Origin of the sequence: Bacillus sp. FSL W8-1127, from assembly GCF_038006725.1 — a bacterium.
GTDB lineage: Bacteria > Bacillota > Bacilli > Bacillales > DSM-4216 > Bacillus_O > Bacillus_O smithii.
In genome coordinates, this window is record NZ_JBBOVU010000001.1 from 1,966,433 (window position 1) to 1,988,844 (window position 22,412).

General features: G+C 39.5%; 16 protein-coding genes and 1 CRISPR repeat array. Of the genes, 1 reads left to right on the forward strand and 15 read right to left on the reverse strand.

The window, feature by feature from the left end; genetic code table 11:
* Positions 1-2,180: 2,180 nt before the first annotated feature.
* Together cas6 and NST12_RS09275 are read right to left on the reverse strand one after the other, a co-directional pair.
* On the reverse strand, positions 2,181-2,930 hold the full coding sequence (gene cas6, locus NST12_RS09270) for a CRISPR-associated endoribonuclease Cas6 (protein WP_341029781.1): 750 nt from the start codon (positions 2,928-2,930) through the stop codon (positions 2,181-2,183).
* Between the two features lie 702 nt (positions 2,931-3,632).
* A CRISPR array of direct repeats spans positions 3,633-3,923; the repeat unit is 29 nt; unit sequence GTTTCAATTCCTCAAGTTAAGATAAAAAC.
* Positions 3,924-4,257: 334 nt separating this feature from the next.
* Positions 4,258-5,157, reverse strand: coding sequence for an aldo/keto reductase (locus tag NST12_RS09275; protein ID WP_341029783.1), 900 nt, complete (start codon positions 5,155-5,157; stop codon positions 4,258-4,260).
* A 1,174-nt stretch (positions 5,158-6,331) separates the two neighbouring features.
* Between NST12_RS09275 and hpaB the strand changes: the two genes are divergently transcribed.
* Positions 6,332-7,768: a 4-hydroxyphenylacetate 3-monooxygenase, oxygenase component gene (hpaB, locus tag NST12_RS09280; RefSeq protein ID WP_048623484.1), complete on the forward strand. Its 1,437-nt coding sequence runs from the start codon at positions 6,332-6,334 to the stop codon at positions 7,766-7,768.
* Positions 7,769-7,909: 141 nt separating this feature from the next.
* Here hpaB and NST12_RS09285 read toward each other — a convergent pair whose 3' ends face one another.
* The 13 genes from NST12_RS09285 to coxB all read right to left on the reverse strand — a co-directional run bounded on the left by NST12_RS09285 (position 7,910) and on the right by coxB (position 22,274).
* Entirely contained in the window at positions 7,910-9,112 is a 1,203-nt protein-coding gene (locus tag NST12_RS09285; protein ID WP_048623400.1) for a transposase, read from the reverse strand.
* Positions 9,113-9,354: 242 nt separating this feature from the next.
* Positions 9,355-10,149, reverse strand: a complete 795-nt coding sequence (locus NST12_RS09290) for a TIGR00266 family protein (protein ID WP_048623485.1) — start codon at positions 10,147-10,149, stop codon at positions 9,355-9,357.
* A 559-nt stretch (positions 10,150-10,708) separates the two neighbouring features.
* A complete protein-coding gene (locus NST12_RS09295; RefSeq protein ID WP_048623486.1) occupies positions 10,709-12,064 on the reverse strand; it encodes a PFL family protein in 1,356 nt (451 codons plus the stop codon).
* Positions 12,065-12,078: 14 nt separating this feature from the next.
* Complete coding sequence (locus tag NST12_RS09300; protein ID WP_040342136.1) at positions 12,079-12,348, reverse strand: ACT domain-containing protein; 270 nt, start codon at positions 12,346-12,348, stop codon at positions 12,079-12,081.
* A 455-nt stretch (positions 12,349-12,803) separates the two neighbouring features.
* Complete coding sequence (locus NST12_RS09305) at positions 12,804-13,460, reverse strand: amino acid ABC transporter permease (RefSeq protein ID WP_004439960.1); 657 nt, start codon at positions 13,458-13,460, stop codon at positions 12,804-12,806.
* A 113-nt stretch (positions 13,461-13,573) separates the two neighbouring features.
* Positions 13,574-14,353 carry a transporter substrate-binding domain-containing protein gene (locus NST12_RS09310; RefSeq protein WP_004439968.1) on the reverse strand — a complete coding sequence of 260 codons (780 nt, stop codon included), beginning with the start codon at positions 14,351-14,353 and terminating at the stop codon, positions 13,574-13,576.
* Positions 14,354-14,649: 296 nt separating this feature from the next.
* Positions 14,650-16,155, reverse strand: coding sequence for an aldehyde dehydrogenase family protein (locus tag NST12_RS09315; RefSeq protein WP_341029789.1), 1,506 nt, complete (start codon positions 16,153-16,155; stop codon positions 14,650-14,652).
* 675 nt (positions 16,156-16,830) lie between these two features.
* Positions 16,831-17,313, reverse strand: coding sequence for a threonine/serine exporter family protein (locus NST12_RS09320; RefSeq protein ID WP_004439974.1), 483 nt, complete (start codon positions 17,311-17,313; stop codon positions 16,831-16,833).
* A 73-nt stretch (positions 17,314-17,386) separates the two neighbouring features.
* Positions 17,387-18,142: a threonine/serine exporter family protein gene (locus NST12_RS09325; RefSeq protein ID WP_048623490.1), complete on the reverse strand. Its 756-nt coding sequence runs from the start codon at positions 18,140-18,142 to the stop codon at positions 17,387-17,389.
* A gap of 246 nt (positions 18,143-18,388) precedes the next feature.
* Positions 18,389-18,685, reverse strand: coding sequence for a cytochrome o ubiquinol oxidase subunit IV (gene cyoD, locus NST12_RS09330; protein WP_341101051.1), 297 nt, complete (start codon positions 18,683-18,685; stop codon positions 18,389-18,391).
* A 1-nt stretch (position 18,686) separates the two neighbouring features.
* Entirely contained in the window at positions 18,687-19,283 is a 597-nt protein-coding gene (gene cyoC, locus NST12_RS09335; protein WP_048623491.1) for a cytochrome o ubiquinol oxidase subunit III, read from the reverse strand.
* Entirely contained in the window at positions 19,283-21,253 is a 1,971-nt protein-coding gene (locus tag NST12_RS09340) for a cbb3-type cytochrome c oxidase subunit I (RefSeq protein WP_341029796.1), read from the reverse strand. The genes cyoC and NST12_RS09340 overlap by 1 nt, the downstream gene beginning before the upstream one ends.
* Before the next feature lie 58 nt (positions 21,254-21,311).
* Entirely contained in the window at positions 21,312-22,274 is a 963-nt protein-coding gene (gene coxB / locus NST12_RS09345; protein WP_048623493.1) for a cytochrome c oxidase subunit II, read from the reverse strand.
* Between the last annotated feature and the right edge of the window lie 138 nt (positions 22,275-22,412).

The window sequence follows — 22,412 nt, forward strand, 5'->3', positions numbered from 1 at the left end:
AAATTTTCTTTTGTTTGACACCTCTATTACTTAATTCTCCCTTAATTCACTACCTTTCCGTTCAGTCATCTTACCGCTGATAGACGCCACATACAGCTTTCCTAAGTGGTTAAAACAAGCAAATTTTTTGTTGATGGCAATTAAGAAATGTAGTGTTTGGCAATTAAGAGTATGCATTATTTATTGCATATTCACCGCTTTACATGGAGTGGCGGGAAGGATAGGCTTGTGTGCCTTGCAAAGTCCTATGGCTTACCCCCTTTGCGAAAATTATACCCGCAGAGGCTCCATGTCAAGCGACATAATATTGGAATTTTATACAGAGAAGTGAATAACCTTATTTGCCATTTGATGCCTTTTTTAATTGCCAAATACACAATTTTTGGAGTAAAGAGTTTTACATGGACTGACTGTAATATCGATAGACTCAGGAAATGGTTAATGTTTTTATAAGTTTTTTAATATGGCACATAAGAAAAACATACATTTTCCCTTTTTCTTCGAGATGATTGAGGTATCTTATAGTTGATAAAAGGTAAAGCGATTACAATATAAGCTAATTTTTATAACAAAAGTTCTGATTTTTTAAATATTTGTTATAATTATAACAGATTTGAAAATGAGTGGGGATATGTCAAAACAAAGAGTAGGAAATGACGTCATTTATAGTGGTAAAAGACAGATTCAAGACCTTGATGCAGGAGAAGATGCTGTCATAAAAAACACCTAGAAAACGGCTTTATGATTACATACTTTAAGTGTAATCATTCAGCTTATTGATTCTCTAGGGCAATAAAAAATGAAGTAATAAAATACATACTTGCAAACATGGATAAATCTATGAATACCTTCTATAACCAGCTGAGAACCAACAGAAAGGTTAATAAAATAACTAAAAATGGAGGCCATCTTCTATGACTAAAAAGATATTTTACATTTTTTGTATGATATATTTAGCAATTGTATTATTTTTGAATTATATTTATGATTTAGAAAATACTACTTTAACTGTTTTATTTGGTGTTTTTCTAGTTTTTGTTATCATTTTCAAAGCTTTATTACAAGGGGAAAAGGAGAAGTGAGAAATGAAAAGTTCAAAAAAGGTATGAAATTTTACTTTCGCTTTATCTAGTCATTTCTTTGTTGTTTTCAGCATTTGGTTTGTTACATCTTTTAAAAAAGCCACAAAACTGGGCCCAAATTCAATATAAAGCGCTGTGTTTACAAAACTTCTAATGCAAAGTTTCTGATGTTAAATACTACAATTAGCTACTCACAAACGCCCCCATATAAATTCAATCTTACCAAGCGAGTTGTATTTAATATTGAAAATACAAAGGCATTTTCTGCATCCGATTTGTTACTAATTTCTCGTACATCGTTTTCAAGTTCAAAAGCAATATTTAGTAAAACGGTCACTGTTGCCGTCCGTTATAACCTTTCTTAATTTGTACATCCATCTCTTCGATTTTCTTTTCAATTCGATTGAGTTGTCGGATGCGTTTTTTATCTGAACGGAAAAGCCACACGATGAACAGAACGAATAACACCAATAATCCAAAACAAATAAGTTGAAAGACCACATTCCTGATATTAATGCTATTCATATTATCGTCCGCAAATATATCATCATTTTATAAATCCAGATAAAAACATCAATCGTTGAGAAAACAGCCCCGTGCACAATTAAAGTTTTGTTGTTAATGGCTACCACATTCCCAATGTTCTCATAATTCCATCGGACCGATGTCTGTAGTTTCAATTCCTTATAGTTAAGATACAAACGCCGGTTGCTCCTGGTGAAATTGGAGAGCTGTACTTGTTTCAATTCCTCAAAGTTAAGATACAAACACCTCTTCCGTTGTCGGTGTCGCAAGGACATACGAGTTTCAATTCCTCATAGTTAAGATACAAACTTCGCAAAAGCAAATCGACGCAAAGTTCCGGCGATAGTTTCAATTCCTCATAGTTAAGATACAAACCCCAAAAATAGTTGATAAATCAAGGGATAACATAAATATAGAGTTTGTTGTTTTTCATTTTATCGTAAAAGAATAATTTTATCCATTTTCTCTTACCACTGATATTTTCTGCATTTTTACATAGTTGTACTATAAACACATTTTGTCGTCGATCCCTAGGGGTTTTTGCACGATTGTGGGTCGACGACAAATTCATCTTTACAATTCTTGCACGACTCGAAACATCCCAAACCCTTGAGAATTTTTTCCGCCTATCCCCGTTTGTAATAAGAAGGTTAAATTTTTTGGAGATGACTGTAAGCGAAATTTCCCCAGCCAGGCAGTAATATAGTAGTTTTTAAAAGTCGTAACGACTTTATGTTTTTGAGTGACATGCAATGGTTCGATCAACAACCGCTCTCTTGGCGGTTCTCCGTAATAAGCTTCATACTTGTTGCGAAAATTCACCTCAACTAAATGAGAAAACACTTCGTCATATGGATCAAAGAACTGAGTTTTCCGCTTGCCATCCACCGTTTCATAGGTGCTGTAGACTGTTAAAGGGGAAAGCATCTCTATTTCTACTTCCGAACTTGCTACTTCATCATCCGTTAATTGTATACTTTGTATCTCCAGACATTGATCGCCTAAATGTACTTCATTCTGCAATAAAAAGTATTCTCCCAACTGTTGCGTCAATTCAGGCAATATAGTCGAAATATGCCACGATATTTCATCATCGAACAATATCGTTTTTGAATTCAATTGAATTTTATGCTGGCCAAAAAGTCGGCTAAAAGTAAATAATTTATATGATCGTTTTCCTTTTTGAAATCCGATTTCGTGTAAAAACGTTGCGAACGTTTTATCTTTTAAAGATTGATACAGCAGCCCTTGAAGCAAATACTGATAATGTAATGGCAACAGGATATCATGATACTTTGGTTTCATCGCCACCGTTAATCGCATAGTAACCCTTCTTTCGAAAAATAAATTCGTCTCTGCCTTTATAAACCAAAACAGATATAACTTTTATTTCAAAATAATCCCTTTTTTACTACCATCCCTATTGCTTGTATGACGAACGATCCTTTCCTTATTCCTGACAGGTAAGATGCCATCCCCGAAAAGGCCATACCTGGTCGTCAATGGAATAAAATTATTAGGCTTTGAAAAAGCCGGTCAATTAATCGATAATAACTGAAGCAAACGTTCGATCAAGCCATCTGTAATTAGTTACAAAAACGGCTATTGACAACACCGCACGAGGTGTCAAGGATAGTGTAACAACGCAAAACTGTCACATTTATTTGAATCTTTTGCATTCGTGTATTCTAAAAAACTCCTTTAAAAGGAATTTCTGATTCAAATAGTAACATCTGAATTGTTATTAGCTTTATACAATTTATGTATTTGCACTTTTTTACTGAATATGAATAATGAATCAGAGAACACACAAAAACTATATAGCTCCATTGAACAAAGCAAACATGTCACAAACTTATCTATCAAAGTGTTTAAGAAACTCGTCTCTCTTAAATCAATTCCTCATAGTTAAGATAAAAACGTCTGTGTCGTTTGTATATTTCATAAAGTATCTGAGGTTTCAATTCCTCATAGTTAAGATAAAAACATGATGGGTTATCTGCGCGCGCTGACAAGTATTTCATAGTTTCAATTCCTCAAGTTAAGATAAAAACTGTTTTCTTGCTTTTATGGCATCTTCCAATTTGTCAGTTTCAATTCCTCAAGTTAAGATAAAAACAAGTTATTAGATACAATTAGCGAATACTCTGTTCAATTGTTTCAATTCCTCAAGTTAAGATAAAAACTTTCTGTCGGATCAACATTTAATTCCAGTCCGATCGAGTTTCAATTCCTCAAGTTAAGATAAAAACCGGTGCAAAAGGTCTTTCGTGGTTGTGTGCGCGTCGTTTCAATTCCTCAAGTTAAGATAAAAACCCCAAAAAACGTTGATGCAGCAACATTTTCATAATCGTGAATTTTTTGTTAATTCCATTTTAAAGTTACAGTAAAAGTTTATCAATCTTTTTCTTTTCTTCGATTTTCTTCTCGAATCAAATTGTCGTCGATCTCCCGGGAAGTAAACGCTATTGGAGGTCGACGACAAAAAATACAATGAGATCGAGAACTTTTTAAATTTTATTTTCTTTCAACATTCGATGGGCCGATATACGACTAATATTTTCTTTTTCAGAATTCGCGGATTTTCATCATGCAACATAAGATGCGAAAGCGAATTTTTCCACAAAAAAGAACTCCACAATGAGTTCTTTTAAATAATATCCAAAGGCATTTTTTTAGTTGGTTTCGGAAACACCTTATCCAATTTATCTAGGTCTTCCTTGGTTAATTCAATCGTTGCCGCTTCTGCATTTTCGATCACATGCTGTTCCTGCACAGCCTTCGGAATGGCAATCACGTCATTTGTACGAATCGTCCAAGCCAGTGCAATTTGCAGCGGTTTCACTTTATATTTATTTGCAATTTCACGAATAGTAGGATCCGTTAACAATTGTTTTCTTAAAGAACCTCCTTGAGCCAGGGGGCTGTATGCCATGATCGGCATGTGATGTACTCGCTGCCACGGCAAGAGATCAAAATCGATTCCTCTGGAACCTAAATGGTATAACACTTGGTTGGTCGAACAATTCGATCCATTAGGGGTATTCCATAACTCTTCCATATCATCCGTATCAAAATTGGAAACTCCCCACCTTAAAATTTTCCCCTCTTTCCGCAATCTTTCCATTCCTTCAATCGTTTCTTCTAAAGGAACACGTCCGCGCCAGTGTAAAAGATATAAGTCTAAATGATCTGTCCCCAGACGCTTTAAACTGTTTTCGCAAGCTATTTTAATTTTGTCCATCCCCGAATTGTGAGGATATACTTTCGAAACTAAAAAAACATCGTCTCTGCGTCCTTTAATGGCTTCACCGACTAAACGTTCAGAATCGCCATTTCCGTACATTTCAGCTGTGTCAATCAGTTTCATGCCTAATTCAATTCCGAGCTGCAAAGCCTTTATTTCTTCAGCTTTTCTCTTCGGCTTTTCCCCCATATACCATGTTCCTTGCCCTAAGCAAGGAATCGTTGTACCGTCCGGCAATGTCACTACCTTTTTTTCCAATCGGCTTCTAATTTCTGTGAATTTTTTCTCATCCAGTAAACTCATCGACAATCTGCCCTTTCTGTTTGGATATAATGGCACCGCAGAATGTACCGTAAAAATTCTACTGTCCACATTATACCCATATAGCAGCGAAATTCCCAAAATCAAGGATTAGAAATAAAAATTTTCAATTTGCGGCGAACGTTTATAAATGATTAATAGAATGTTTCGATTGTGAACCGTTCAACATTACTCGCTCCATATCGACAACATCCTCCCTATCCAATTTAATAAAAACGTTCACAGAAAACGTCTGAAAAATTCAATACCATAGATAAACCATCCTATCGAATTCTTTGCGTCTATCTCAATCCTTATAGGTAAGATCTAAACAAATATTTATGACTGGGAGAAGAGATGGTGGAAGCGATTTCGATTCCTCATAGGTAATTTCTAAACTGCCAATCTTAATTACAGGCGAAGATGCTTATGGAAAGTTTCTATTCCTAATAGGTAAGATCTAAACCGATCATGGCATATTGCGTAACAAGGGAGAAATCCGGTTTCAATTCCTTACAGGTAAGATCTAAACACAGAAAGCAAAAATGGGAACATTTTTGTTGTTTTTAGGTTTCAATTCCTTATAGGTAAGATCTAAACCAGCATCATTTGCGCCAAGGAAATATCTCGCCTTGGTTTCAATTCCTTATAGGTAAGATCTAAACTCTGTCTTGGCTGTTTCATTTTTGCTAATCTCTTCTTGTTTCAATTCCTTATAGGTAAGATCTAAACCCCAAAAATGATTAAATTTAAAGAAATTTTAACAAACTGGCTTTTTGGGAAACAACTTTTTTCCATTGGAAAAGAGATCAAAATTTCTCTGATTTACTTTCTGTTTCGTTCATTTGCTCTCTTTTTCTTACATTTGAAAAATGTCGTCGATCCCCGGGGTTTCTGCGCTTTATAAGGTCGACGACAAATGAAAAGGTTCTGTAAAAGAAATGGGGATACGACTTTCCTTCATAAAATAAACTCCACTTTTGCTTTTTTATTCCTCGTTCTTTTCCTTTTGAATGGAATTAGACGACGTTATAAGCCCCGTCGTCAAATGTCGATGATAGACTCCGCTTGTCCTATTCCTCGATCCTTCAGAAATAATCCTCCCTTCGTTTTTCACAAGTCATAAAGCTGTCTGCATAAGATATGAATATAGTTTACGACAAAGGTGTGTAGGAAAATGGTGATTACAGGTGATGAATATCTCAAACGAATTGATGCATTAAATAATGAAGTATGGATTCATGGGGAACGGGTAAAAGGGAAAATCACCGAGCATCCCGCTTTTAAAGGAGTGCTGCAAAGTAAAGCAGCTCTTTACGATCTTCAACATGATCCTGACTTGACCAATTTATTGACGGTCCAGCCGCAAGACTCCACGGATAAAATCGGGTTTTCCTTTCATCAGCCAAAGACCATTGAAGATTTAAAAAAAAGAGAGGCGGCTACAAGAATTTGGTCAAAAACGAATGCCGGCCTTATGGGGAGAATGCCCGATTACGTCAATACCGGCATTATGGCTTTGGCATCGGCCAGCGACTTATTCGGCAAAAACGAGTCTATGTTTGGGAAGAACATAAAAAATCTTTATCAAACCGCATGCAAGAATGATTTGTCTTTTACGCATACATTCATCAATCCACAAGTCAATCGTTCTGTTGCTTACTTTGAAGACTCAGATGAGAACATCATTGCGGCGAAAGTGGTAAAAGAAACAAGCGATGGTCTGATCATCAAGGGAGCGCGATTACTGGCTACTCAAGGCGGTATAACGGACGAAATTCTTGTTCTTCCATCAGGGGGCAATTTCGTCGATGAATCTTTTATTTATGCCTTTTCCATTCCCTCCAATACACCTGGATTAAGATTTATTTGCCGCCAATCATTCACAGGCGGCGATTCTCGGTTCGATTGTCCATTAAGTTCCCGATTTGAAGAAATGGACTCTCTTGTGGTGTTCGATGATGTCTTGGTTCCTTGGGAAAGGGTATTTTTATATAAAGATTTGCAAATCGCTTTTCAAATGCTTGAAGATACGAATTTTCACACTCTCCTTCTTTATCAAGCAGTCACTCGAATGATTGTTAAAACGGAATTTATTCTTGGTCTTGCCGAACTGATTATCGAATCCATTCAAATAGGGGAGTTTCAGCATGTGAAAGAGAAAGTGAGCGAAATCATCACGGCTCTTGAAATTATGAAAGGACTCCAAATATCCTCACGGGAAAATGCGAAGTTGAATCAATGGGGAACATTGGTACCGGATGTAAAGCCGCTGCAAGCCGCTATTCATTATTATCCACGCGTTTATCCTAGACTGGTGGAAATTCTTCAATTATTGAGCGGCAGTGGATTGATCGCACTTCCGACCGAAAAAGATTTCGAGTCGTCTATCCGGAAATTTTTAGACCAATATCTCCAAGGAGCCAATTCCTCAGCGGAAGATCGAGTGAAGGTATTCCGATTAGCTTGGGATTTATGCATGAGTGCATTCGGCTCACGGCAAACTCAGTTTGAACGATTCTTTTTCGGAGATCCCGTACGCCTCTCCATCGGATTATATAATTCTTATCCGAAAGAACCATATATCAAATTCGCAGAAAGTTTTTTAATTTGAGTATTTTGCAAAATTAGATTTTTTGGATAAAAGTATAAAAAATAAAGCACTCGACAAATAGCTACCAGCATGTTATTTTACAAAATATTACAATAATCTTGTTTTCGGGCATACCTACAGAATTTTTCACATTGAATTTTTTTAAGCGGCTTTCTTCCCTTTATTTTCCTTTGCCATCGCTAGCGCTGAAACAAGTAATACAATAGCGTTCAGGTAAATATGGGTCTTTACTTTTTCAATTCCCCATACATGTAGGGAGTTCGCCGTAAGGTAGCTTTTCATTCTTGAATTACAGCGTTCTACACTTGTCCTCTCGTTGTAAAGCTCTTTCCAACGTTTTGTATCACGGTGCGGATTGGAATATCGGCGCACATCCTTTTTGATGTCGACTTTTACCACCATTCCATAGTTGGAAGATGAACAGGCTGCCATTCCTAATGGGCAATCCACTTTGCCGGTTGCGTGAGGACATCTGAACTTGAGCTGGTCCTTATCAGCTCCCCAATAAGTCATTTCATAACCCATGGAACAACGCGGAGTTCCATTGGAAGAAATCCCTTCAGGAGGCTCTTTTTCGTTGCGCAAATTGAGCGGGATAATGGCTTGCGCTCCAATGTTTTTGGCTGATTCATAGTTTTTTAGTTGGTCATATCCGCCATCCATGATCAGAAATTCAATTTTGGATTTGGTACGCTCTGCCACTTGCTCTATTAATTCTGGTGCGACTTCTCCATCGTTCACATGGGCAGGGGTTACTTTTATGGCCATTGGCAGTTCGCTTGCGGTATCGACTGAAAGATGCATCTTATAGCCAAACCAGGTAATTTTATTGCCGAAGGAATCATATTTTGCGCCCCAATTGGCATTACCCGTTTGTTCACTACGCTTTTTGGGCTGTTTCTTTTCATAGGCATCAATGGCGGCACTGTCGATGGCCTGGTGGCTGCCGTCAATTATTCCTTCCTCCTGAGCTAACTGTACCAAGTCAAGGAAGATCTTTTCAGCCAGCTTTTTTTTGATAAGTGCCGCAAAAACCCGGCTGAGAGTGGAGATAGACGGTGCGGGGCGATCAATCGATAAACCGCATTGATAACGGAAACGAAGGTCTTTATCCAATCGATGATGAAGGGCGGTAAAGGTGTCGATGCCTTCGAGTGGGGCAGCGATGAGAGCCCTTAGAATCCCTTCTCTGGAATGACCGTCAGCCCCTCGGGGTGAAGAACTTCTCAACTGTTTAGCATAAGGGCGTAAATCAAGCGAGCTAAAAAAGATAGGTAATTTCTCTTTTGACTCTAATTTTTGCAGTTCTTCAAAGGAAAATAGGCTTTCTTGTAGAATATACAAAGTGACTTCCTCCTTTTGAATTTTTGTGGTTTCGTCACTTCAAAAATTCTACATTTTAGGGGTGAAGTCCTTTTTTGTGTCTTTGAAATCCTTATGGCTCTTGGGTCAAAAAATATGCAAAATGCTCAATTTAAACAAAAAAGATTTTTTTATAAACGAAAACAAGTTGATCCTCATAAAATAAAAGCCCACCCATTACGGGTGGGTAAACGAGTGATTAGAATTCTTTCAAAAAGAGGTGATTAATCGTCTCCATCCAGCAGTCGTCCAAGTCCGCCAAGTATGCTTCCCTCACCGGTCGAATCTCCGCCATGGCTAGGAGCATTGGCTAGAACTCGGTCTGCCAATCGGCTAAATGGCAATGTTTGCACCCAAACCGTTCCCGGTCCACGAAGGGTGGCAAAGAAGAGACCTTCACCGCCAAAGAAAGCGGTTTTCACTTTTCCGACATATTCGATATTATAGTCGACATCTTGAGTTAAAGCGACTAAACAGCCTGTATCCACGCGCAACAATTCTCCGGGAGAAAGATCTTTTTTGATAATCGTTCCTCCGGCATGGAGAAAGGCAAGCCCATCGCCTTCCAGTTTCTGCATGATAAATCCTTCTCCACCGAAAAAGCCGGTACCAAGTTTTCTTTGAAATTCAATGCCAATGGATACACCTTTAGCCGCGCATAAAAAAGCATCCTTTTGACAAATGACTTTGCCGTTGAATTGAGTTAAATCAAGAGGAATAATTTTTCCAGGATAGGGAGCAGCGAAAGAAACTCTCCTTTTATCGGATGATTGGTTGGTAAAAACGGTCATAAACAGGCTCTCACCCGTAAGCAAACGTCTGCCGGCACCCACTAATTTGCCGAATAATCCGCTTTTTTGTTCGGTGCCGTCTCCAAATACCGTTTCCATCTCGATGCCGTCTTCCATCATCATCATACCGCCTGCTTCCGCGACCACACTTTCTTGCGGATCCAGCTCAATTTCAACACATTGCATATCATCGCCATGCAATTCATAATCAATCTCGTGAGAATTCATCTTTTCACCTCATTCATCATTGTAAGGCAGTGCAAATGCCAGATTGTAGCCTAATTATATCATGATCCAAATCGTTCGTCCTCCATTAGGAGAGCTTTTTTCGACAGTAAGAAAAAGAAAAGAGTTAAGCGGTAGTTCAATATCGAATCGGTTGTAGATCCCTTATTCCGAGTTAACATAATGTTTTTATGTTGAACTTAAGCCCGATTTAATGAAACATCTAAGCTGCTTGGCTGTTTTAAAATTCATCTATACACGATTAGCTGTAAGTCACTCTAGTGGATACGGGGTTTTTTATTAATGGCTTGCACCTTTGAATTTCAAGATCAGAAATTCGTTTATTTTTTGTGTACATTGTATCAAGACAGCGGGTTGACTTTCATCCATGTTAAGATCCCCTAATTTAGTTAAAAAAATCCGCTTCCATCATTTATAGTAGATCATGGAAGCGGAAAAACGGTCCCATTGACCGGAATGTTTTACTCACTAGTTATCCAATCATGAGACCAGAAAGAAACAAACGATTTCTTCAAAAAGAATATAGTTTGTATTGATTCATTTAATTTTTAAATGAATGGATCGGTGCCGGAATGTGACCGCCGCGGGCGATGAAATCAGCGGAGGAATAAGAATTGACGGCCATAACCGGTGCGCGCCCGAGCAGACCTCCGAACTCGACCATTTCGCCAACCGCTTTACCTGGTGCCGGTATCACCCTTACCGCCGTCGTTTTGTTGTTAATTACCCCAATCGCTGCTTCATCGGCGATCATGGCAGAGATCGTTTCAGCAGGAGTATCTCCAGGGACGGCAATCATATCAAGACCAACCGAGCAAATAGCGGTCATTGCTTCTAATTTTTCCAAGTTCAAAGAACCTCTGTTCACGGCGTCGATCATACCAGCATCTTCTGACACCGGAATAAACGCTCCGCTTAGTCCCCCTACATGACCGCAAGCCATGACCCCACCTTTTTTGACGGCATCATTTAAAAGGGCAAGTGCCGCAGTCGTACCATGCGTTCCCACTGATTCCAGACCCATTTCTTCCAAGATGTGGGCAACCGAATCTCCTATCGCCGGAGTAGGAGCCAAAGACAGATCAACAATTCCGAACGGCACGCCTAAACGTTTGGACGCTTCTTGGCCGACGAGCTGGCCCATGCGTGTGATTTTAAACGCCGTCTTTTTCACAGTTTCCGCGACAACATCAAAGCTTTCTCCTTTTACCTTTTCCAATGCCCGTTTTACCACTCCGGGTCCGCTGACGCCGACATTGATGACACAGTCCGCTTCGCCGACACCGTGGAACGCTCCTGCCATAAACGGATTATCTTCTACAGCATTCGCAAACACAACCAATTTCGCACAGCCTAAGCCATGTTCATCGGCTGTTAATTCCGCCGTTTTCTTTATGACTTCTCCCATTTCTTTAACAGCGTCCATATTAATGCCTGTCCGTGTTGAACCAACGTTTACAGAAGAACATACTCTTTCCGTGGTGGCTAAAGCCTCGGGGATGGATTGAATCAAAATGTGATCCCCTTTATGGTAACCTTTTTGAACCAGCGCCGAAAAACCACCAACAAAATTAACACCTACAGCCTTTGACGCTTCATCGAGTGTTTTCGCAAAAGCCACATAATCTTTTTCATCTGTTGCTCCGGCAATTAAAGAAATCGGTGTCACCGCTATTCGTTTATGGATGATCGGAATCCCGTATTCGGTCTCGATTTCCTGACCTACCTTGACTAAATGTTCCGCTTTCCGCGTAATTTTATCATAAATTTTTTCACGTGCTTTCTTCCCATCCGCATCAATACAATCCAGTAAAGAAATTCCCATTGTAATGGTGCGAATATCAAGCTTTTCTTCTTCAATCATGCGGATGGTTTCTAATATTTTATTTGTTTCCATCGTAAACCCCCAACTTATAAACTATGCATTGAGTTAAAAATATCTTCATGCTGGATTTTGATTTGTACATTCAATTCTACGCCTTTTTCAGCCAGCGCTTTCTTGATCGTTTCAAAACTTTCCGATGCTTTGGATAGATCAAGCATCATCATCATTGTAAAATAACCGTTCATAATCGTTTGACTGACATCTAATATATTAATTTTCAAATCGGCTAATTGCTGGCTAACCCCCGCAATAATACCAATGTTATCTTTTCCGATTACGGTTAATATCGCTTTCACCATTTTTCTCTCCTTCTCTTTCACTATTCTTCTCTGCCACGACAAACTATTATCTCTACTATCTGATTATCTTAATGTCCCACTCCAAGAATAACGCAGATTGAAAGATTTTGCATCATTTATTCATCAGGAAATTTCAATGCTTGTAATTGGGTTATGGAACAAATGGGGGGCCGCCTGGGGAAGGAAAAACTTTTAATAGATAAGGAATAAAGTATAACGGCGGACTTTCGTGGAAAATATAAAGAGCGCCATTGTTTTCCTTTCTTTTAGGGAACAATGGCCGTATTTTCAAAAAACCGTATCAAATCTAAATTCAGATTTTTCAACTTGTGAGATTGCCAGGAGCCTGTTTCTGTAAGGCATTGAGTGAAAAAAATTTACACATTCATTCAAATTGAATGGAAAAACAATCCTAACAGCACACTAAGTTTTATGATAAAAAAGTTCTAAGATTATTCTGACACCCATCTTTTTTCCAAAAAAGTGGCCATCCACGTTAAAAGGGTGATGATGATCCAATACATAACTGCGATCGCCGTCAAAAACTGGAACGCTTTAAAATTAATCGAATAAATCGTTTGAGCTGTATACGTTAATTCCGCCACTCCTATAGTCGCAAACAAAGAAGTATCTTTTAAGCTGATGATAAATTGATTCAAGAAGGCGGGGATCATCCGTTTCACTGCTTGCGGAAGAATTACATGCCTCATCGTCTGCCAATAACTCAATCCCGAAGCTCTCCCTGCTTCCATTTGTCCACGGTCAATAGATTCTATCCCGCCGCGGAAAATTTCCACCAAATACGCCCCCGCATTTATGCTCAAAACAAAAATACCGGCCGTTGTAGGTTCAATCGATCCTTTTATAATCAATGGAAAAACGCCAAAATAAAAGAAAATGAGCTGGACGTAAAGGGGAGTTCCCCTGATTAAGCTGACATAAAATTTGGTAATGGCCCGCAATAGTTTTGACCGAGAGACTCGGAACAATCCGAACACGAGACCGATAATGGCCGCAAAGAAAAGCGAAAATATCGCTAGTTCAATGGTTTTCCATGCTCCTTTCAATAAAAGCGGCATCTGATCCATGACAAGTAAAAATCCATTCATCTTATTCCCTCCTTCAGCTATCGCCACGCTCTTCTCCATCTTTGAACTCTAAATTAAAAGATACAGATTTTCATCATTGATTTGAAAAAGGGTGCTGCGAGTGCACCCTTGCTTTATTTCGGCTTGGTTCCAAAGTATTTTTCATATAATTGATCGTATTTTCCGTTTTTCTTCAATTCCGCCAACCCGTCGTTAAAGTCTTTTAAAAGTTGTGGTTCATCTTTAGCAATCGCAATGCCGTAATCCTCTGTCGTTAGTTTTTTGCCTACGATCTTGAGTTGGGAAGCCGTTCCTGAATGAATTTTAGACATAACAAACGGCAAATCGTTCACTAACGCATCTGCACGACCTTTTTCTACATCCATATAAAGAGTTGGTTCATCTTCTAATATTTTGACATTGGCTCCATACTTCGCTTTCAGCTCATTGGCTTTTTCCAAACCGGAAGAACCTTGTTTCGCAACGATCATTTTTCCTTTTAAATCTTTCAATGATTTGATGGCGCTTTCTTTTTTCGTCACTAAGACCAGTCCAGATTGGTAATATGGTTCGGTAAAATCGATTACTTTCTTTCGGTCGTCGCGTATTGTAATGGCTGCCACTCCGCCATCCACTTGCTTGGACTGCAGTGACGTGATCAAACCGTCAAATTTCATTTCTCTCCATTTCACTTTGTAATGCTTCTCTTTCGCAATTTCTTGAACAATCTCAATATCAAAACCTTTTAACTGGCCATTTTCTTTAAATGAGAATGGAGCAATAGCAGGTTCTGTCGCAAACATAACCGTCCTTTCTTTGGTTCCGCCATTTCCCGACTTTTCCGAGGTTTGGCCACATGCCGTTAATCCAATCGCCAGAAGGAAAACGAATATAATCGATCCAACTTTTTTCATCATTTCCCGCCTCTCTTTTATGCTTATTGCCATTTTCGATCTTTTGAAAATTCGACCCGGATTTCACCCGATTACTTGCGAATGGTATTTATCTTAAAGTGTGCAAAAACTGTCAGCATGGAATTTGCCTCTGCAGCTGCTACAAAGTTTTACGGTACGTAAATTGTAGAGTTCTTGGCCCAAAAGGTTTGCAATGAGGTTTTTCACATTTTGTATAATTCAAAAACTGGTAGAACAGTTTATAAAAATGGAAACGACAAACGTTCTTTTCCCACCCTAATTCACTTCAAGCGATATCATGATTCCACATCGATTTGAGCTCGCTGTAATTTTCCGCTAAAATCGACATACACACTTTTCCATTCCGTAAACACATCCAATGCTGCCACACCGGAATCGCGATGACCATTGCCGGTGCCTTTTGTGCCGCCGAATGGCAGATGAATTTCCGCACCGGTCGTTCCGGCATTAATGTACACAATGCCCGTATCTAAGTCTCGCTGAGCGGCAAACACTCGGTTGACATTTCGTGTATAAATGGAACTGGATAATCCATAAGCAACGCTATTATTCACTTCCACCGCTTCTTCAAAACTTCGAACAGGAATGATGGAAAGCACCGGTCCAAAAATTTCCTCTTGAGCAATTCTCATATCAGGCCGAACATTCGTAAATAAAGTAGGGGCATAATAATTTCCGCCGTCGAGATTTTTTTCTTTAACGATATAACCTCCCGCAAGCAAGTCGGCCCCTTCCTTTTGACCCATTTCTACAAACTCATGTATTTTCTTTAATGCACTTTTGTTAATAACAGGCCCTATTTTGACGTCTTCGTTTAATCCATTTCCGATCGTCAGTTTTTTCATTTCTTGAAGCAGACGTTTTTCCAGTTCGGCTTTTACGTTTTCATGTACGATCACCCGGCTGCACGCTGTACACCTTTGTCCGCTCGTACCGAAGGCGCTCCATATGATTCCTTCCACTGCCAGCGATAAATCGGCATCTTCCATGACAATCACCGCATTTTTTCCGCCCATTTCAAGCGAAACTCGTTTTAAAAGTTTTCCGCCTTTTTCCGCTATCGTCCGTCCTACTTCATTGGAACCTGTAAATGAAATGACATCGATATCAGGATGTTCCACGAGGGCAGTTCCGACTTCGGAACCAGAACCGCAAACAAGATTCATCACTCCTTTTGGCAAACCTGCTTCATCCAAGATTTTCACCAATTCTCTTGCCATTATCGGCGTTTCCGTAGCCGGCTTCCAAATGACCGTATTTCCGGCAACAATGGCAGGGAACGATTTCCACGTAGCAATGGCAATGGGGAAATTCCAAGGAGTGATAATTCCAACGACACCAATCGGAACACGGATGCTCATGGCAAACTTATCATTTAATTCGGATGGCGTGGTTTGCCCAAACAATCTTCTTCCTTCTCCTGCCATATAAAAGGCCATATCGATTCCTTCTTGGACCTCACCGCGAGCTTCCTCAATGACTTTTCCCATTTCTTGGGTGAGGATGCTAGCCAGCTTTTCTTTTCGTTCTTTCAACAACTCGCCAACCCGATACAAATATTGCGCTCGTTGCGGAGCCGGTACACGTGACCATTTTTTTTGGGCTTGTTTCGCCGCTTGGACAGCCAAATCCACATCTTCTTTTGAAGACTGCAATACTTCACCGATCGGTTGACCGTCAGCCGGATTGACGATAGTTACAAATTTCGCTTTCTTTGAAGAAGTCCATTCTCCGTTAATATAGTTGATGACTTTTTCGCCTGAAAGCTGTATGTTTGCCATCTTCCCGCCCCTTTCTTATTGAAACTCTGCATATGCCCTTCTTCACGGAATGGCACGTAGTATACAAACGGACGTATTTGCTTGAAATTCATCAAAGATAATGAAAGTAAAACGGCTATTGCTGTTTTTTAAAGACCTACTCATCCATCTCCGCTGATCTTAAGGGCTCTTTTCTATTTTGCATGGTTTATGCCTGTCATTCATTTATATGAATGGAATCTTCGCTTTATCAACTCATGCAAAAATTTTGGTTTTATCAGTCATACGCTTTGCCATTTTAGTTAGATTTGGACGGAAAATTCAATTTGTCAGCAACAAATTGTATAAGACATTGAAAGCATTTGTATGGATTGACCGATGGAGGATTACTTTGTAAGTCTTTTAAAGAGGAAAATGGTTCGAATATTCAAATTGACTTAAAGGATATAAAAAAATCACGTCTCGTAAAAGACGTGAATAAATGAAATCAAGACTTTATGGGTCGATATATGATGATCCGGAAATGATGGACCTCATTGAAAAAAGTAAAAAAAGAATTTTCATTATAAATCCGCCATTCATTAGATCAAGTAAAAAAAGGAGGGACATTTGTCCAACGCTCCAGATGGAACAATAAAATAGCAAAATCTTACATTCACGGTTTTCTTTTTACGGAAATTTTTCATTCTATAGCTTTCAGCTTTCGATATTCGTGTCCTTATTGTATAAAACACGCCATCTTGCTTTTTGCTTAACACTAAGGAATTTCCGAATAATCAGGTTGACAACTTCCGCAAATACGAGACCCATGGCGATGGCACCTGAAATCAAAAAGACTTTTGCCGCCAATTGGAGAGCGATATTATAGTCATTCTGCACGAAATGCCTCATCGCATCATAGGCCAGCCCTCCCGGTACTAAAGGGATGATTCCTCCGACAGTGAAAATAATGACCGGTGTTTTATACATTTTGGCACAAATGTAGCTGATCACCCCGACAAATATGGATGCGACACAAGAAGCAAACACGCTATCATACTGCATTTCTACTAACCAAAAGTAAATAATCCAGCCGATCATCCCTACCAAGCCGCACTGAAACAAGGAGCTTTTAGGCGCATTGAATATAATTCCAAAACCGGCGGAGGCAATAAAACTCGTAACCATTTGCTCCAGCATCTCTTTTCCCCCTTATTTATGAAGCCACTTCTTCTCGTTAAAATCTTCGAGCCTTTGTCTTTGGTATGTATTTTTATAAAAACGTAAACACAACCGCTATTCCGGTTCCGATCGCAAACGCTGTTAAAAAGGCTTCCGCTCCCCTTGATAATCCTGAAACAAGGTGTCCTGCCATTAAATCTCTCAATGCATTGGTAATGGCTAATCCGGGAACAAGCGGCATCACCGAACCAATAATGATCTTATCCAATTGGTGTCCAATTCCTATTTTGACAAAAAAAGCAGAACTGAGACCAATCATGAGAGACGCTAAAAATTCGGCAAAAAACTTGATTTGAATAAATCGATGAACGTACACAAGAAACAAAAACCCGACGGCACCGGCAATGCAAGCAGCTAGAAAATCGTTCCATTTTCCTTGAAACATGATTAAAAAGCAGCCACTTGAAATCGCAGCCGCCAGAATTTGTTCCCATAGAGGAAATGTAAAGTCGTTTTGATCCATTTCTTTTAATAGTGCATAAGCTTCTCGAATCGTTAATTTCCCGGCACTTATGTTTCTTGATACATTGTTCACTAAAGCTATTTTATGGAGATCCGTTGAACGCTCCGAAATACGGACAAGTTTGGTCGGTTCCATTCCATCCATGGAAAAAATAATGGCTGTTGGCGCAACAAAACAATGGGCGTTTTGAATTCCACATGAAGCAGCGATGCGAGACATCGTATCTTCTACACGATACGTTTCAGCTCCGCTTCTTAGCATAATTTTTCCCGCCAGTAAACATACTTCAATAATTTCCAATGTGGAATGGCCATTCTCTTTCATATCTCTCTCCTCATATCCATCAAATTCGATCCTGCTAAAGTAACAATCCAGTTGAAGTTTATCACAAAAAAATTGAAAATAAAACAGATGATGAGAATCTTTAAAGAAAAGTGTTACAGCTATTCATGACTAGTAGATAAGCTGTCCATCGCCAACAAAATAGGGTCCAGCCCTCCAAACCATCATTATCCACTTGAAATAATGGCAGGTTGTTGGAGGACTAGACCCTTTTTTTACGTTCTATTTTTATTGTACGACACTGTTAAATGTCATAATCCATATAGAACCTATTACAATGGTAATGACAAAAACAATGCCCAGCGCAAGTGCAAAAACATTATATCGCGGTTTCTCAGAATCGCGGATATGCATAAAGAAAACTAACTGGATGACAAATTGCAGAACAGCCATCGTAATGATAGCGGCGACAAGCGCCCCTTTGCTGAATGCATGATTCGTCACTAATAACAACGGGATGATGGTTAAGATAATCGATAAAATAAACCCTGTCACATAAGATTTGAGTGAGCCGTGATTTTCCATGTTACATCACCCCCATTAAATACACAATCGTGAAAATGAAGATCCAAACGACATCAAGAAAGTGCCAATAAAGACCGATCACCGTCAGTTTCCGTTTCGTTTTCACATTCAAACCGCGTTGGAAAAGTTGAATGATCAATCCTATCATCCACAAGATCCCTAAGGATACGTGCAATCCATGTGTACCGACTAATGTGAAAAAGGCAGTTAAAAATGCACTCGTAGAAATGCTTGCCCCTTCATCTACCATATGAGCAAATTCCCGCACTTCCAATCCGACGAAAGACATTCCTAACAAAATAGTGACAATCAGCCAGTTAATGATTTGTTTCTTATTTCCTTTATGCATGGCAAGCATGGCCAAACCGCTTGTAAAACTGCTTGTTAATAGAATGAACGTTTCCCATGTTACTCCGGAAAGTTCAAATATTTCTTTTCCGCTTGGACCATTGGCTATATGGTTAACTAATACGGCATACGTTGCAAACAACGTACCGAAAATTAAACAGTCCGTCACGAGGAAGATCCAGAATCCCATTACTTTCATGGATTCCAGCTCTTCCACATGATGATCATGTTGGGATGTAATCGCGGACATCATACCACCCTCCCCATGGCGGATTCCGTTTCTTTAATTTCTTCGACCGGTATATAGTAATCATCATCGTATTGGAAGGAACGTGCGAACATCGTAGCGGCTACTCCAATTAAGCCGACAACGATCATCCAAACCCATTCAAAGGTAAATCCAAAGCCGGCTATAAACCAGAAGAAAGACATTATAAACGGAATTCCAGTATTTTTTGGCATGTGAATCGGTTCTAATTCTACTTTTTCTTTTTTGTAATCCGGATCCTGCATTTTTTTCTTCATTTCCCACCATGCATCTTGTTCAGGTGCATATGGAACGACTGCGAAATTATAATGCGGAGCCGGTGAAGGAATTGACCATTCCAACGTACGTCCGTTCCATGGATCTCCAGTTGTATCTTTTTCGCCATGTTTGATGCTGTAAATAATTTGCACGGCTTGGAAAATAAATCCGATACCCATCAAGAATGCACCGATGGTCGAAACGAAGTTTAAAGATGCCCAGCCGCGGTCCCAGCCGTATGTGTAAAGACGACGGGTCATTCCCATAAATCCAAGTGCATATTGCGGCAAGAAACATACATAGAATCCGATATTCCAGAACCAGAAGGCCCATTTGCCTAAGCGGTCATTCAATTTAAAACCGAACATCTTCGGCCACCAATAAATCAGTCCAGCTAAATAACCGAACACAACTCCACCGATCAACGTGTTGTGGAAGTGGGCAATTAAGAAGTAGCTGTTATGGTATTGGTAATCAGCTGGAGCAATGGATAGCATAACCCCAGTGGCTCCACCAATAACGAAGCACACGATAAAGCCGATTGTCCACAACATTGGTTGGCTAAACTCGATGCGACCTTTATACATCGTAAACAGCCAGTTAAATATTTTAACCCCTGTCGGTATGGCAATCGCCATCGTCGCAATAGCAAAGAACGTATTTACATCGGCCCCTGCACCCATTGTAAAGAAGTGGTGAGCCCATGTGAAATAAGAAATGACGCTGATCAGAATTAATGAAAAGACCATTGATTTATATCCAAAAATTTTCTTTTTGGTGAAAGTTGCAACCACTTCTGAGAAAATACCAAATGCCGGCAACACAACGATATAAACTTCAGGGTGTCCCCACATCCAAATGAGGTTGATATACATCATCGGGTTTCCAGCACCGGTCATCGTAAAGAAATGTCCGCCAAGGAAGCGGTCAATATACAACATGGCCAGCGTAGCCGTAAATACCGGGAACGAGAAAATAATTAAAATACAAGAAGCAAGCACCGACCAAGTAAAGAGCGGCATTTTCATAAGCTTCATGCCTTTTGCTCTCATTTTCAAAATAGTGACTAAGAAGTTAATTCCAGTTGCTGTACTTCCGATACCTGAAATATTGATACCCCAAACATAGAAGTTTTGACCTGGACCGCTGCTGTAAGGAATTTCAGAAAGTGGAGGATAACTTAGCCAACCGGCGTTCGGCGAACCTCCGATAACAAACGATAAGTTGAACAGCAGTGCTCCAAAGAAAAACATCCAAAAGCTTACTGCATTTAAAAACGGATACGCAACATCACGAGCACCGATTTGTAACGGAACGGCGATGTTAAACAATCCGAACATCAACGGCATCGCCATAAATAAAATCATAATCGTTCCGTGCGTCGTGAAAATTTCATTATAGTGGTTTGAATCAAGAAAATGCAGACCTGGCATCGCCAACTGCGTACGCATTAATAAAGCATCGACTCCTCCTCGGAAAAGCATTAAGAGGGAAGCGATAATATACATGATCCCAATTTTTTTATGATCTACAGTTGTCAGCCATTCACGCCAAAGCCAACCCCATTTTTTATAACGGGTCAGCACATAAACGATGGCCAATGACACTAATACGATCGCAACGTCTGCCCCGTATATCATCGGTTCTCCCGTTACGAAGAACCCGGAAGAGAAATCTTTGATTTTCTCCCACATATCGTTTCCTCCTTTTCCTTCTAAAAGGCGATCAGAATCATCGAAAAGTCATCAATGGTTAATGAGACATATCCATATTCATGTCGGAGCCACCATTTTCATCCTTCTCGGAATCTTTTCCAAAATCCGGGTGTGTTTTATAAGTATCCATATGGTGCATTTTGTAGAAATCTCCGCCATTTTTCTTCACAATTTTTTCGAATAAACCGTTCGGGTAAGAAGAATAAAAAGCTTTATCCGTCAATCCCGGTTTTGAAAGTGTTTCATAACCTTTTTCCGTTAAAGCCGGGGATGATTTTTTCACTTGAGCTACCCATTGTTTATATTCATTTTCCGGTTTTGCAATTACTTTAAACTTCATATGAGCAAATCCTTCACCGGAAAAGTTCGCTCCGGAACCATAATAAACGCCCGGTTTGTCTGCCTTTAAATATAGTCCCATTGACATTCCCGGCATCGTGTAGATCTGTCCTCCAAGCGACGGGACCCAGAAAGAATTCATCGGTGCATCGCTTGTCAGTTCAAATTTGACAGGGACTCCGGCAGGAATCACGACTTCATTGACAGAGGCCACTTTGTCGTCTGGATAAGTAAACAGCCATTTCCAATCCAATGACGTAGCTTGAATCGTCACTGGCTGCTTATTAGAATCGTGTAAATCAGTACCCTTTGCCAGTGCAAATGTTGTTTTGTAGGTGCTGTAACCTAAAATCAAACAGATCACAATTGGAATAGACCACCAAACTATTTCTAGCGTTTTGTTGTCGTCCCATTCCGGTTGATAAGGTGCTTTGTTATCCGGTTTGTCGCGGTAACGCCATATAATGTAGAAAAGCAACGCAAAGACAACAAGGATAATTCCTAAGCAGACTAAAGAAGTAAATACAATCAAGTCATACTCTGTTTTGGCTACAGGTCCTTTCGGCTGGAGAACTACATAGTTTTCACAACCGGCCAGCGTCATCACAGCAAAAATCGCCGCTGGAAGGACTTTCAGCCATTTCAGCCATTTTTGAATCATGTGTGTCTCAACTCCTCCCAAATTATGAAATTGTCAATTTTACGTCTGAAGAACATCCCAAGAGACGACAATAAATATTATTTACAATATCAATATAATATAAAGTACGCCAAAATTGTTCATTTATTTTTCAAGTTC